At 36.5% G+C, this 15,844-nt stretch carries 9 protein-coding genes; 6 read left to right on the top strand and 3 right to left on the bottom strand.

The genetic code is table 11. From position 1 onward, the window contains the following. Positions 1 to 146: 146 nt before the first annotated feature. The 6 genes from K6T82_RS04810 (at position 147) to K6T82_RS04785 (ending at position 11,516) form a co-directional block, all read left to right on the top strand. Positions 147 to 3,149 carry a SusC/RagA family TonB-linked outer membrane protein gene (locus K6T82_RS04810; RefSeq protein ID WP_223704786.1) on the top strand — a complete coding sequence of 1,001 codons (3,003 nt, stop codon included), beginning with the start codon at positions 147 to 149 and terminating at the stop codon, positions 3,147 to 3,149. Positions 3,150 to 3,165: 16 nt separating this feature from the next. Then, positions 3,166 to 4,686, top strand: coding sequence for a RagB/SusD family nutrient uptake outer membrane protein (locus tag K6T82_RS04805; RefSeq protein WP_223704785.1), 1,521 nt, complete (start codon positions 3,166 to 3,168; stop codon positions 4,684 to 4,686). A gap of 398 nt (positions 4,687 to 5,084) precedes the next feature. Next, the gene (locus K6T82_RS04800) at positions 5,085 to 6,278 is read left to right on the top strand and encodes a glycoside hydrolase family 88 protein (RefSeq protein WP_223704784.1); all 1,194 of its coding nucleotides are present in this window, start codon (positions 5,085 to 5,087) and stop codon (positions 6,276 to 6,278) included. 149 nt (positions 6,279 to 6,427) lie between these two features. Continuing rightward, positions 6,428 to 8,749, top strand: coding sequence for a glycoside hydrolase family 2 protein (locus K6T82_RS04795; protein WP_223704783.1), 2,322 nt, complete (start codon positions 6,428 to 6,430; stop codon positions 8,747 to 8,749). Between the two features lie 166 nt (positions 8,750 to 8,915). After that, positions 8,916 to 10,715, top strand: a complete 1,800-nt coding sequence (locus K6T82_RS04790) for a glycoside hydrolase family 2 protein (RefSeq protein ID WP_223704782.1) — start codon at positions 8,916 to 8,918, stop codon at positions 10,713 to 10,715. Between the two features lie 237 nt (positions 10,716 to 10,952). Then, positions 10,953 to 11,516, top strand: a complete 564-nt coding sequence (locus tag K6T82_RS04785; protein ID WP_223704781.1) for a DUF2911 domain-containing protein — start codon at positions 10,953 to 10,955, stop codon at positions 11,514 to 11,516. A 294-nt stretch (positions 11,517 to 11,810) separates the two neighbouring features. Here K6T82_RS04785 and K6T82_RS04780 read toward each other — a convergent pair whose 3' ends face one another. From K6T82_RS04780 to K6T82_RS04770, 3 genes are read right to left on the bottom strand one after another with little or no spacing between them, the layout of a single operon-like run. Next, on the bottom strand, positions 11,811 to 14,015 hold the full coding sequence (locus tag K6T82_RS04780; protein WP_223704780.1) for a xanthine dehydrogenase family protein molybdopterin-binding subunit: 2,205 nt from the start codon (positions 14,013 to 14,015) through the stop codon (positions 11,811 to 11,813). 7 nt (positions 14,016 to 14,022) lie between these two features. Next, positions 14,023 to 15,003, bottom strand: a complete 981-nt coding sequence (locus tag K6T82_RS04775) for an FAD binding domain-containing protein (RefSeq protein ID WP_223704779.1) — start codon at positions 15,001 to 15,003, stop codon at positions 14,023 to 14,025. Beyond that, positions 15,000 to 15,638 (bottom strand): 2Fe-2S iron-sulfur cluster-binding protein, encoded by a 639-nt coding sequence (locus K6T82_RS04770; protein ID WP_223704778.1) that lies wholly within the window; start codon positions 15,636 to 15,638, stop codon positions 15,000 to 15,002. The genes K6T82_RS04775 and K6T82_RS04770 overlap by 4 nt, the downstream gene beginning before the upstream one ends. Positions 15,639 to 15,844 lie beyond the last annotated feature (206 nt).

Raw genomic sequence — 15,844 nt, 5'->3', positions numbered from 1 at the left:
TTTCTTTTTTGGCTTCTACATTTGCGATATGAAAATCAAAAAAACAAACTTCTTATTACTGCAAATTCTATTTGTCATTATCATAATCGGAATGAGTTTATTGCTTTTCTACTTTATCTAACTTATTAACTTAAACCACAAAATGAATGTCTACACACCAAAAAAACAAATCGTTTAAATGGTGTTTACTAGTATCTTTTTTACTCGTAAATATCGTGATGAATGCACAGGAAAGAAAAGTTACCGGAAAAGTAACTTCCAGTGAAGATTTACTCGGACTTCCTGGTGCTAATGTTTACATCAAAAATTCTTCGGTCGGAGCTTCTGCCGATATGGATGGAAATTACACCGTAATTGTTGGAGAAAAAAATGCCGTTTTAGTTTTCAATTTTGTTGGATTTCAAACTGTTGAAATTCCAGTTGGAACCAAAAGCGTGATCAATGTAAGTTTAAAACCAGATACAAAAGCACTTGATGAAGTTATTGTAGTGGGTTACGGTACCCGTAAAAAGAGTGATATTACAGGATCTGTATCTTCTGTTACAGCAAAAGAACTAACCGCTTTTCCGCTTCTAAATGCAGAACAAGCTTTGCAAGGTCGTGCAGCGGGAGTTTCTGTCATGACCAATAATGGTGGAGAACCAGGCGCACCCGTAAAAATCAGAGTTCGTGGAGGAACTTCTATTAACGCTAGTGGCGATGCGCTTATAGTTGTGGATGGTTTTGCCGGAGTTGCCATGCCTGCACCACAAGATATTGCTTCTATTGAAGTTTTAAAAGATGCCTCGGCAACGGCAATTTACGGATCCAGAGGTTCTAACGGGGTTATTATGGTTACCACCAAAAAGGGAAAACCAGGAAAACCAGTAATTGAGTTTAGCAATTCTACTTCTATACAGTCCGTAAACAACAAATTACATTTATTGAATGCCGATCAATTTGCTGCTTATCGTAAAAGTTTTACAACACATACACAAGGTCCTGCAAATTCTGACTGGCAGGATATTATCTATCGTGACGGAATAATTTCGAATACACAATTATCATTTTCTGGAGGTTCAGAAGATATCAAATATTATGTTTCGGGAACGTATTTCAATCAAGACGGAGTTGTAATTAATTCAGGAATTGATAAATACACGATTGTAGCGAATCTTGAAGCAAATCTGACTCCCAAGTTAAAAGTGGGTTTAAACAATTTTACAAGCAAACAAAACAAAGAAGGAATTATAAGCCAGACCGGAGCCGGAGGAACTGGTGCGGCCGGAGTAATTGCTGCTGCGTACCGTTTTATGCCAGATAAAGGAATTTACAATGCAGACGGAACCTATACCACAACAGCTCCAATTGGAGATGATATCGATAATCCATACGCTACCGCAATGGAAAATATTCTAGAAACCGTTTCTATTGTCAATCGAAATAATTTCTTTGCGCAATATCAAATCACAAAAGATCTTGATTTTAAAACGACTCTAGGTTTAACAGATAACAATTCGCAAACAGGAAGATTTATTCCTTCTACTTTAATTGCAGGGAAAAATATTAAAGGAGAAGCTTCTGTAAACAATACCCGATTTTCTTCTTTCTTGACAGAGAATTATTTGACTTTTAAACGTGAAATTATAGCGAAAGGAATGCTGACGGTTTTAGCCGGCTACTCCTACCAAAAAAATAAAAACGAAAGTTCATACGCTGCTTCAAGAGGATTTTTAACCAATACCAACTCCTACAGAAATTTGGGTGCGGGAACGGTATTCTTAAAACCAGATTCTAATTTATCTGAAACCGAATTGATTTCTGCTTTCGGAAGGTTGAATTTTGATTATGATGACAAGTATTTACTAACCTTTACAGCCAGACGAGACGGTTCTTCCAGCTTTAGTAAAAACTACAAATACGGAACTTTTCCTTCTGGTGCAATTGGATGGAATATTGGAAAAGAAAACTTCTTAAAAGATAGTAAAACGGTTTCAAATTTAAAATTAAGAGCAAGTTACGGAGCAACAGGAAATCCGTCAATTGGCGCCTATTCTACCCTTTCCAGATTTTCTGAAATTTATGATGTGAGCGGCGATGTAATTGTAAATGCGGTTCAGCTGACTTCATTAGATAATCCGAATTTGAAATGGGAAACTTCCTATCAGCAAGATTACGGAATTGATTTAGGTTTATTCGACAACAGAATCAGCATTACAGCCGATTATTATAAAACGATTACTAAAGATTTATTATTCAACAGACCTCTTCCAGGAGTTTCCGGAATTGCATCACAGCTTCAAAATGTTGGAGAATTAGAAAATAAAGGTTGGGAACTAGGCATTAATACCAAAAACTTCATTGGTGCCGATTTTACTTGGTCCACGAGTTTTAATATTTCTTCAAACAAAAACAAAGTATTAAAATTAGCCGATAATAAAGATCTTTTAATCAACTCAGCTCCAGGTCACTTTTTGGCAACTGAATCGCAGATTTTGAGAGTCGGACAACCTGTTGGTTCTTTCTTCGGATTTATTTATGATGGCGTAATTCAGCAAGGAGAAGCCGTTTTGCCTGGAAACTTTGAAACCGCTCCTGGAGGTGAGAAATTCAGAGATGTGAATGGAGACGGAAAACTAGACTCTCAAGACAAAACCATTATCGGAAATCCAAACCCAGATTTCATCTTCGGATTTAATAATGATTTCACTTATAAAAATCTGGATTTGAATATCTTCTTTCAAGGTTCGCAAGGCAATCAAATTCTGAATTATACTTTGATGGAATTGGCTTCGGGAAACAACAACGCAACGACAGAAGTTCTAGATGCTTGGACACCAACCAATACAGATACAAATGTTCCGGCAAATGCAGCAAGAACGAAAAGAATTACGTCAAGATTTGTTTATGATGGAAGTTATATTCGTTTGAAAAATATCTCATTAGGATATAGTTTAGATGAGAAAATCGTTTCGAAAATGGGATTAAACAAAGTTCGTTTTTACATCAGTGCACAAAACCTTTGGACGATTACAGATTATCCGGGAACAGATCCTGAAACAAACTACCTAAACGACACGAATTCAAGAAGTAATACCAATTTAGGTTTGGATTACGGAGGTTATCCAAACGTGAGAACGTTTACAGTAGGATTCAACATCAAATTTTAGTCTAATTACAACTATCATGAAAAAATATATCGCTTTTTTAATATTCGGAACATTAGCTTTTTTTAGCTGTTCTGATCTGGAAGAACATCCAGTTGGAGTTATTCGTCCAGACAACTTTTTTAACAACACAGACGATTTGCAGGCTGCTGTCAATGGCGCTTTTGCTAATATTGCCCATAATAACTATTGGGGAAGAGAATTTACCATTGCCTTAATGCTTCGTGACGATATGTCTGATATTGGAGACAGAACAACACAGGCAGCTCGTATCGATGTTAATGATATGAGTATGAATGATACAAATGCACTTGTTGCGAATTTTTGGCCGCAGTCTTATGTTATTATAACTGCCGCAAATCAGGCAATAGAAGGCGCTAAAAAAACTCCTGGCGATCCAGCAAAAGTAAATGCTATTGTCGCTCAGGCTTATTTTGCGAGAGCTTTTACTTATTATCATCTGGTTCGTCTTTTTGGAGACATTCCGTATATTGATTTTGTTGTGAATGATGTAAATCAGGTTAATACCATTAGTAAAACCAAAGAAGCCGACGTTTATCCTAAAATTATTGCCGACTTAGAATTTGCCAAACAATGGCTGGAAGATAAACCAAAAGTTAAAGCAGTTCCGGGAAAAGGAACAGCTGCAGGATATTTAGCCTCTGTTTACCTTACTTTAGGAAACTTTCAAAAAGCGTATGACGAGGCTAAGTATGTTATTACAAATGAAGCAAAATTTGGTTTAGGTTTGGATGCTGATTTTCAGGATTTGTTCAATGCTACAAAAACCGCATCTTTAAAAGAACCGCTTTTTACTGTTGATTTTAACAACTTAACTTCTGGAAATTACGGTCAAGATTATACAGCGTTTTTTACAGGATCTTTAAAAGATGACAGTTACAGTTACGGACAGGGATTTTCGGTTGCTGTTCCTTCCTTAAAAGTATTCAATACTTGGGATCAGAGAGATTACAGAAGAGCCGTAAGTTTTGATACGATTATTAGAAAAAAAACGGGTCCGGGCGGCGCTTTACAAGTTTATCCTTCTAGCGACAACGAAAAAGCACCACGCCCGCACATTGCAAAATATTTCCGTTTTCCGGGAAAAGCCGGAGCTAACGGAAGAACTTCTCAGCACAATTATATCACAATGCGTTTTGCAGAAGTTTTATTAACCGCTGCCGAAGCTTTAAACGAAATTACTCCCGGAACAACAGAAGCAGATGGCTATGTAAATCGTGTTCGTGCCAGAGCAAGAAATAAAGCTGGAAAACTGGTTTCTTTCCCTGCAAATGTAACTCCAGGACTTTCTCAAGCTGATTTTAGAAAAATGGTTATTGATGAAAGAAGATTAGAACTGGCCTTTGAATACATCAGATGGTACGATATCAAAAGATTAAAAATCGGACCAGAAGTTTTTGGACCAAATGGCTTAGAACCCCATGCTAATTTCGATCCAAACAAAGATTACTTATGGCCGTTGCCTGGAACAGAATTAGCTATAAATCCGAATTTAAAACCGAATAACCCTGGTTATTAATAATATGGAACGCGGATGAAACGGATTTGCTATCGCAAAAGCGCGGGTTTTAAAGGATTTTTTTAATCACGTTGCGCATAATTAGGTTTCACGCAGATTTAAAAGGATTTTGGCAGATAAAGCAGATTTTTTTTAATCAATTTTAATCAGCTTAAATCTGCAAAATTTGCGAGAAAATAAAAAAATTAGGCATGTTTGGTTTCACGCAGATTTAAAAGGATTTAAGCAGATGGAGCAGATTAAATCAATTTATAAGCATACAGATAAATTAAAAAATCTGCAAAATCTGCTTTAATCTGTGGAAATCTGCGTGAAAAAAAATTCGTGCAAATCAGTGTCTTCGCGATAGCGAATCCGTTCAATCCGTGTCCAAATATCACAATATATATTATTTTAATATGAAGAATGTCAGTTTCATTTATCTAATTCTAGGCTTTGCATCGCTGGCAACAGCATGCAAGTCTAGGGTTAACCCTCAAACCAAAAACATCTCAGCAACGACTGAAAAACTGAATACGCGTTACAAAATGCTGTTAGATTACCCAGTTGATTCAATGTCGATGCCAAGAAGCATGAATATTAAAACACTTGAAATTCGCAAAGTACCATCAAGAGATTGGACCAGCGGTTTTTTTGCTGGAAATCTATGGCAATTGTACCGATTGACAGGCGATTCAAAATACAAAGAACAAGCTCAAAAATGGACTCCTTTCAGTAAAAAGGAAAGCGTTAATAGCAATTCGCATGACGTAGGTTTTAAAGTGTTTTGCAGTTTTGGAGAAGCTCTAAAAGTGGAAAACAAGAAAGAATACGAAGCGGTAATTGTGAAAGGCGCAGAAACTTTATGCAAAAGGTTTAATCCAAAAGTGGGTTCAATTCGTTCTTGGGATTTCAACAAAGAAATTTGGGATTTTCCTGTAATCATTGATAATATGATGAATTTGGAACTTCTTTTTGAAGCTTCTAAAATATCTGGAAATCCGAAATACCGTAATGTTGCGATTCAGCATGCTAATACGACTTTAAAAAATCAGTTTAGAGAAGACAATTCCTGTTATCACGTTATCGATTATAATCCGACAACAGGAACAGTGAGAAAGAAAACAACGCTTCAAGGTTACAATGATGATTCGGTTTGGGCGCGCGGTCAGGCTTGGGCAGTTTACGGATTTACTATGTCTTATCGTTATACAAAAGATCCAGCTTATTTAAATCAAGCAGAAGGAACAGCACACTATTTTATGGCAAATAAAAATCTACCAGAAGACGGAATTCCGTATTGGGATTTTAAAGATCCAAGTATTCCAAATGCTCCTCGAGATGTTTCTGCCGCAATGGTCATGGCTTCAGGATTATACGAATTGTATACTTACACCCATAATAAAAATTATCTGGCTTTCGCCGATAGACTAATGGCTTCCGTACAAACAGACCAATACATTTTGGATACGCAAATCAAAGCGCCTTTCCTATTTGATCACAGTACTGGAAACTGGCCAAAACACGACGAAATCGATGAACCAATAATCTATGCTGATTATTATTTTTTGGAAGCTTTAATAAAGGGACAAAGGCTCAAAGGTTCAAAGTAGCAAAGGTGTTGAATCTTTGAACTTTGAGCCAGAAAACCTTTGAACCTATGTAACTATGAACCTATGTACCTATGAATAAAACTTTTTCAATTTTTGCGCTTTTTGTTTTGTTTCAAATTTGTCTGAGCAGCAGTTTTGCTCAGACAAAAATGAACCTTAACGACAATTGGCTTTATTTAGAAAATCATACATCAAACCTCAACGAAGCACAAAAAGCTTCAAATTGGGTTTCATTAAATTTACCCCATACTTGGAATGCAGAAGATGCAACAGATTTAATGCCTGGTTACCGACGCGATGCAAGTTGGTATCAAAAGAAACTCAACATTCCTAAAATCGATCAAAATCAGGTTTATTCTTTATATTTTGAAGGATCGAATGTAACGACTAAAGTCTATGTAAACGGTAAAGAAGCGGGTTCTCACATTGGCGGTTATATTGGTTTTTCTATCGATATTACGAAATTCATCAAAGAAGGAAACAATGATATTTTTGTTCGTGTAGACAATAGTTACGATATCGAAATCATTCCATCTCAAAAAAGCGATTTCTTCATTTATGGCGGTATCACACGCGATGTTTGGTTGGTTTCGAAATACAAAAATCATATCGACAATATCAAAATCACTACTCCAGAAGTTTCAGCTAAAAAAGCTTCTGTTCAGATTGTTTCAACAATTATAAATCCTGATAACGCAAAAGATTTATCATTAACGATAACTTTAAAAAATCCGAAAGGAAAAAAAGTAGCAAGCAAAACAATTTCAGTTTCAGATAAGACTTCTACTATCACTTTCGAAAACATCAAAAACCCAGAACTTTGGGATACCGAAAAACCTAATTTATATAAACTGACAGCTTCTTTATCTGAAAAAAATCAAATTAAAGACAGCATTTCTGAGAAAGTAGGTTTTAGATGGTTTGAATTTAAAGATCACGGACCATTTTACCTTAACGGAAAACGTCTGTTGATTCGTGGAACGCATCGTCATGAAGAACAAGCTGGAGTCGGTGCAGCTATGACCAACGAGCAGCATTGGGCAGATATGAAATCGATAAAAGAAATGGGCGCCAATTTTGTCCGCTTGGCTCATTATCCGCAAGATCCTGAAGTATATAAAGCCTGCGATGAATTAGGTTTATTGGTTTGGGATGAATTGCCTTGGTGTCGTGGCGGAATTGGAAATGAGGTTTGGAAAACCAATACCAAAAATATGCTGGAAGAAATCATCAATCAAAATTACAATCATCCAAGTATTATTATCTGGTCTTTAGGAAATGAAATGAACTGGCTTCCAGATTTTCCAGACGGCGATAATGCAGAAAAAACAAATGCGTTTTTAACCGAATTGAATGATTTATCGCATAAGCTAGACCCAACCAGAAAAACGGCAATTAGAAAGTATTATGAAGGCTCTCATATTGTAGATGTTTTTTCTCCTTCAATCTGGTCGGGTTGGTATTCTGGAAGCTACAAAAGCTATCAAAAAGCAATTGATGTTTATAAGAAAGAATACAAACATTTTATCCATGCCGAATATGGCGGAGACAGTCATGTGGGCCGTCACAGCGAAAATCCAATTACAGGAGAAAATATCATAAAAGCCGAAGGTTGGGAAGAAGCAATTGTTCAGACCAAAGTGGCAAACATTGCCCAAATTGGCGATTGGAGCGAAAATTATATAGTTGATTTGTTTGACTGGCATTTGCATATATCCGAAAATGATCCAACGTTTGTGGGTAATGTACAATGGGCATTCAAGGATTTTGCAACGCCGTTACGTCCCGAAGATGATATTCCGTACATGAATCAAAAAGGACTTACAGATCGAAACGGAGTTCCGAAAGATGCGTATTATGTTTTTAAAAGTTATTGGGCAAAGGAACCTTTTACATACATCGAATCGCATACTTGGACAGAACGTCAAGGTCCTGAAAATACGCCAAGAACTATTAGTGTTTTCAGTAACTGCGATAAAGTAACATTATCTCATAACGGAAAATCATTAGGAGAAAAACAGCGAAATCTAACCCTCTATCCTGCAAACGGCCTAACTTGGGATGTCAATTTTGCAAAAGGTGAAAATGTTTTAATCGCCATTGGAAAAACAAAAGAGGGTAAAACAGTTTCGGATACGTTGAAAGTAAATTATCGTTTCAATAAAAATGATACGGCGGTTTCATTGCAATTGTCATCAAAAAAATTAAAAAATGGAAATTATTTAGTTACTGCAATTGCTGTCGATAATAACAATTTACGTTGTTTGGATTATGAAGCGAGTATTTATTTTCAATGTTTAAAAGGAGGAAAAACGCTAAAAAATCAAGGAACTCCAACCGGAAGCGAATCGATTAGAATGGCAAACGGAAAAGCGTCTATCGAAGTAATTCCTGATGGATCTAATACTCCTATCGAAATGACAGCGTTGAATCAAAGTTTTAAAGGAGAGTATTTGAGGATTGAACCTTAATTTATTTAACCGCAAAGTTCGCAAAGGTTTACGCAAAGGACGCAAAAGTATTATTCTTTGCGTCTTAGCGACTTTGCGAGAATAAAAAAAAACTTAGCGAACCTTGCGTAAACCTTGCGCCTTTGCGGTTAAAAAACACAATTACAAAAACAAATTAATACAAAAAATGAAAAAACTATTAACCGCATTACTCCTAACCTCTTCTCTTCTAGGATTTACACAAAATTTAATCTCCAATGTTCCGAACCGAAATACCACTTCATTAAATGGGACATGGAATTACATAATCGATTCCTATCAAACTGGATTTTACAGCTTTCACTTAGATCAATACGATAAAAGTGAAAAACCAGCAAAAGGAGCATTTTTCACTAATTATCATGCTCAAAACAAACAAGAACTGGTAGAATATGATTTTGATAAATCTCCGACAATCACGATTCCAGGTGATTGGAATTCGCAGGTTCCAGAACTGAAATATTATGAAGGAAATGTCTGGTTCAAAAAATCATTCGATTATAATTTGGCTGCCAAAAAACGTCTGTTTTTATATTTGGGAGCGATCAATTATAAAGCAGATGTTTATTTAAATGGAAAAAAACTGGGAACTCACGAAGGCGGATTTACTCCATTTAATTACGAAGTAACTCCGATTGTACAGCCAAAAGGCAATTATCTGGTTATAAAAGTCGATAACACGCGCCATAAAGAAGATGTTCCAACAGTCAATACCGATTGGTGGAATTACGGCGGCATAACTCGCGATGTAACCTTGATTGAAGAAGAAGCTTCTTTTGTAGAAGATTATAACATTCAGCTGAAAAAAGGAAATGCGAATGTTGTTTCTGGTTTTATTAAAATCAATAATTTAAATGCTTCTCAGAACAATATTTCAGTTTCTATTCCAGAATTAAAAATCAATTTTAAAGGAAAAGCAGATGCTCAGGGGATTTTAAACTTCGAAATTCCAGCGAAAAAAATCTCGTATTGGTCACCTGAAAATCCGAAATTATATGAGGTGACGATTGATTTTAACGGAAAAAAATTAAAAGACCAAATTGGTTTTAGAACTATCGAAACCAAAGAAGATAAAATTCTGCTTAACGGAAAACCAATCTTTTTACGCGGTATCTCTATTCACGAAGAAAATGCCAAAGGCGGACGTGCTAATTCGCAACAAGATGCTTTACGTCTGTTAAATTGGGCAAAAGAATTAGGTTGTAATTATGTTCGTTTGGCGCATTATCCGCATAACGAAAATATCATTCGCGAAGCTGATAAAATGGGAATTATGGTTTGGGAAGAAATTCCGGTGTATTGGACAGTTGAATTTACTAATAAAAACACCTACCAAAATGCCGAAGATCAATTAACTGCATCTATCACAAGAGATAAAAACAGAGCCAGCATTATTATTTGGTCAATGGCAAATGAAACGCCGATTTCTGAAGCCAGAAACACTTTCATTAAAAATTTAGCTTCACACACCAGATCGTTAGATAATACAAGATTAATCAGTGCTGCTTTATTGACTAAAAAAGAAACGATTGATGATCCCATTGGTGAAGTTTTAGATGTTGTGGCTTTTAATCAATATTTGGGCTGGTACGGCGGAAATCTAGAAGATGCCGAAAAGATAACATGGAAGTCTAAATACAATAAACCTATTATTGTTTCTGAATTTGGAGGTGATGCAAAAGCGGGTTTCCATGGAGAGAAAAACGAACGCTGGACAGAAGAATATCAGGAATACTTATATATTCAGAATTTAAAAATGATTGAAAAGATTCCTCACTTAAGTGGCACAAGTCCGTGGATTTTGGTTGATTTCAGATCGCCAAAAAGATTGCTTCCAGGAATTCAGGACGGTTATAATCGTAAAGGTTTAATTTCTAATGACGGTGAAAAGAAAAAAGCATTTTATATAATGCAGAATTGGTATGCTAAGAAGAAAAGCGAGTATTAAAATTGATTTTTTTTTTCAAACAACGCATATCGTAGAGACGCACTGCTGTGCGTCTACGCAACGGTTATCCTCAAGGTGTTAGACGCACTGCAGTGCGTCTCTACAGAAAACTTGGAACGGAAATAAAATTATATTGTCCAATCTATTACCAATTCATTAACAAAAAACAAACTGTAAATTATATGATTTTTCTTCATTATTAACTTACTTTGTAGTTATTCTAAAAATTGTAATCTTATGAAAAAAATTTATTTACTGGCAGTTACTTTGTTTGCTGCTTTTACAGTTCAGGCACAAGATGTGGTGAAATTTGCTCCACTAGACAATAGTCCTGTTGATATTTCTTATTTCCCAAACAAAGCGGTTAAGTTCAAAAAAACCGATAATCCAAATCCGGTAATCAAAGTTACTTATGCAAGACCTTCTGCAAAAGGAAGAACTATTTTTGGCGATGTGGTGAAGTTTGGTGAAGTTTGGAGAGTTGGTGCTAATGAAAATACAGAAATCAAATTCTACAAAGACGTAACAATTGGAGGTAAAAAAGTTCCTGCTGGATACTACAGTTTTTTTGCTATTCCAGAAAAAGACAAATGGACAATTATCATCAATAAAGAATTGGATTTATGGGGTGGTTATGCATATGACGAAAGTAAAGATGTAGTTAGAGTTTCTGTTCCAGTTAAACCAGTTTCTACTCCAATCGAAGCTTTATCTATTGCGTTTACAACTCAAGGAAATGTAACTAATTTAGTTATTGGATGGGATAAAACAACTGTTGAGTTGCCTATTACAATTAAATAACAAATTGAATATTTTAGATATAAAAAAGAGACATTTTACGATGTCTCTTTTTTTTTGGACACCTATTGTCAAAACATAGCCCATGGTTTCAACCATGGGAAACATGCACAATAAACACGAAGATTTCGATTGCGTTCCCAAGGTTGAAACCTTGGGCTATGTTTGATTTAGATTGTTTTTAATAATTATATGTCGCCCCGCTAGGGCTTTTGGAAATGGAGGAAACCGTTTTCTACAAATATTTCGTCCCGCTGGGACTAAAAAAAAAGACATTTTTCAATGTCTCTTTTTTACTTAAACCTTAACAGTTTCTATAATCTTATCCAATGTAATTGGTAAATCTCGAACACGTTTTCCTGTCGCATTAAAGACAGCATTTGCAATTGCAGGCGCCATTCCGACTAAAGCAGTTTCTCCCAAACCTTTTGTTCCCATAGGATTACTGATTGGGTCTTTTTTGTTTACGAAAAACACTTCCTGCTTTTCAATATCTGCATTTACAGGAACATGATAATCGGCAAAATTATTATTAATTGGACGACCAAAACGATGATCGATTTCTAAAGCCTCCATTAATCCCATTCCGATTCCGCCTACAGCTCCACCAAACATTTGTCCTGCAGAAGTTTTCTGACTGATAACCGTTCCAATGTCCGCACAAGAAACCACATGCGCCAATCTAATTTTACCCAAATTCGGATTCACCAATACTTTTACAAAATGAACTGAAAACGAATAAATCGAATATTTCTTTGCTTCTTCAGCTGCTTTTGAAAGATTCTCCACTTCGAAATCTTCTAATTTATTACTGCTTAAAAGCGTTGCTAAAGTAACTGATTTGGATTTATCTTTTTTAGAAGAAACAGCACCATTTTCAAAAGTCAAATCTGTAATCGCGATTCCTTTCAAGGCAGGATTTTTGCTTCCTAATTCGATTATTTTATTCAACAATAAATTGCAGGCATCATGAACCGCAGAACCAACAGACGAAGTCGTTGCCGAACCTCCTTGTGTAGGTCCTTTTGGCAATCCGCTTTTTCCCATTTCGATAATGACATTTTCTGATGGTAGACCAATTACTTCAGCGCCAATTGCTGTCATCATCGTTGCTGTTCCGGGCCCCATATCGTTTACACTGCATTGCAAGACTAAATCTCCATTGGCTAAGAATTTTGCTTTTACCGAAGTTGGGCTTCTATAACAGCCAAAAGTTCCTGTTCCCATTCCGTAACCTACCAGCCAGTTTCCTTCTTTAACTGAACCTGGTTCGTTTTTACGATTGTTCCAGCCAATGCGTTCCATTCCCGCTTCGTAGCATTCTAAAAGGAATTTACTGCTCCACGGTTTATTTTGTTCCTGATCTTTTTCAGCGTAATTGCGTTTTCTAAATTCAATCGGATCTAAGTTTAATTTATAAGCCAATTCGTCCATTGCAGATTCTAAGGCAAAAGAACCTGTTGCTTCTCCCGGGCCACGCATCCAAATTGGTGTGCAAGTATCCAAAGGCACAATTCTATAACGCGTAGAAACGTTCGGACAATCATAAATAAATCTGGACATGTTTACCGTTCCTTCCATGAAATCTTCGTAACTCGAAGTCATCGCAACGGCTTCATGTGTTAGTCCTGTCAGTTTTCCATCTTTCGTTGCTCCCAATCCCATTTTTTGGATGGTATAAGGTCTGAAACCCACATTGGTAAACATCTGTTCGCGATGCAAAACCAATTTTACCGGACGATTTAACTTTTTAGCTCCAATCAAAGCGGCAATTTCATAAGGCCAAGTGTGCAATCCCATTCCGAAAGCGCCTCCAATGTATTCTGCATGAACCTCAACATCTTCTACAGGAACATCAAAAACTCCTGCCACGCTTCTGCGGGTTCCTTCAACACCTTGGCTTTTGGTATATAAAATCGGTTTGTTTCCATCCCATTTCGCAATGATATTGGCTAATTCCATTGGATTATGAACTTCCGTTGGAATTGTATATTCCGTTTCCAGAACAACCTCAGCATTTTTATAACCGTCATGTTCACCGCGATGGTAATCGTTTCCTTTATCGGTGTCTATTTTTCGTTCTTTATCAGCTGCTTTATGAAGTTCAGTCGAATGTTCTTCTTTAAAATAATCTGCTTTGACCAAACTTGCCGCGTAACGCATACGTTCGAAAGTATCAGCAATCACCAAAGCAATCGGCTGATCATAATACAAAACCGAATCATCTTTAAAAATCTGCAGCGGCTGACCAAAATTTCGTTTGTCTTTTGCTTTTTGATAACCAGAAGGTTTATCTACATTCAAATGTGTAATCACGGCTAAAACTCCCGGCGCCCATTCTGCTTTTTTAGTATCAATCGTTTTGATTCTTCCTTTCGCAATCGTACTTCCCACAAGGCAGGCATAAACCACACCTGTTGTTTTATATTCGGCTGAATAAGTTGCAGAACCTGTTACTTTAGCAAATCCGTCAACTCTATTAATATTACTTGTCTTGCTCATAATTTAATCATTTTGATGCTGCTATTGTAAGTGCTTCTGTTACTGCGTTTCCTCCAAGCGTTAGTTTAAAATCATTGTCGCCGTATCCTCTGGCTCCTTTCATAGACAAATCGCCTGCTTGTTTAAATATTTCTTCTGAAATAGTTTTTCCTTTCAAGAATTTTTCCGTTTCAGTCAATCTCCAAGGTTTATGTGCCACACCGCCCATAGCTAATCTGACATCATTTATTTTATTATTTTTAATATCCAAAGCCACAGCAACAGAAACCAATGCAAAAGCATAACTCGTTCTGTCACGAACTTTTAGATAATGAACATTTTTAGTGAAATTATTATCGGGAATTTCAACTGAAGTAATTAATTCTCTTTCATCCAACTTATTGTCTTTTTCAGGCGTATTTCCCGGAAGTCGATGAAAATCAGTAAAATCAATTTCTCGTTTTCCTTTTGGACCTTCCACCAAAACCTTCGCGTCAAGCGCTGCTAAAGCCACACACATATCACTTGGATGAACGGCAATACAACTGTCTGAAGCACCAAAAACTGCCGCCATTCTGTTTGAACCGCCAATCGCCCCACATCCGCTTTTTGGAGTACGTTTGTTGCAAGGCATGTCGGTATTATAAAAATAAGAGCATCTGGTGCGTTGTAACATATTCCCTCCAACTGTTGCCATGTGACGAATCTGTTGAGAAGCTCCTGCTGCTAAAGCCAATGCCAATAAAGGATGTTTTTCTTTTATGGAAGCATCTTCAGCAACCTGACTATTTTTTGCCAATGCACCAATTGAAACTTTTCCTTTTAAAAACTCGATTTTCTTTAAATCCAATCCGTTGATGTCAACCAGTTTGTCTGGCGCTACAATGTTCTTCTTCATTAAATCGACTAGATTCGTTCCTCCTGCGATAAACATAGAAGAATTGTCTTTTGCCTTTCCAGTAACTGCGGATGAAGACGATAAGGCTTTAATTATCTGAAAGTTTTTCATAGTTCCTTCCCTCCTTCCTTAACTTCCGTTATAGCATCCACGATATTATGATAAGCGCCACATCTACAAATGTTTCCACTCATATATTCGCTAATTTCTTCTCTGCTGTTGGCGTGGCCTTCTTTGATGCAAGCAATTCCCGACATAATTTGCCCAGGCGTACAATATCCACACTGAAAACCATCATGTTTGATAAAAGCTTCCTGCATTGGATGCAGTTTTTTACCTTTTGAAAGTCCTTCGATTGTAGTGACTTGTGCATTTTGCTGCATCGTTGCGAGAGAAAGACAAGACAGAATTCTAGTTCCATTTACGTGAACCGTACACGCGCCACATTGTCCGTGGTCGCATCCTTTTTTGGTTCCTGTAAGCTGTAATTGTTCGCGAAGTAAATCAAGCAAAGTGGTTCTTGGCTCGATGTTCAAATTGTGTTTTGTGCCATTTACTTCAATAGAAAGCGGTACGGTTTCTAAATACTCCGCAATTTTTTCGTCCCATTTCTTGTCGGAAGCCATTACCAATGAAGGCGGCGTCAGGGCAAGAGCGGTAAAAAGTCCTGATTTCTTTATAAAGTCACGACGCGAATTGGAATCATCGGAGGTTACTTTATTCTGATTTGTTTTTTTAGAAGCCATTCAGTCTATTTGTTAAATTAGCAAATTCACTTTTGTCATTCTAACAAATTTAATCATCTTAAATCACAAAAAGTTATGAAATTCAAACATTACTCTTATTTAGAATAATTACAATTTTATTGTTTTTTTAACCGCAAAGCACGCAAAGATTTTTTCACTGTAATAGCTTTAGAAAAACGCAAAGGACGCAAAGCTTTGCGAACTCA

Source organism: Flavobacterium potami (assembly GCF_020026915.1).
Classification (GTDB): domain Bacteria; phylum Bacteroidota; class Bacteroidia; order Flavobacteriales; family Flavobacteriaceae; genus Flavobacterium; species Flavobacterium potami.
The sequence above is the reverse complement of the archived record's forward strand: the minus strand, read 5'-3'. Positions and strand labels throughout refer to the sequence as shown.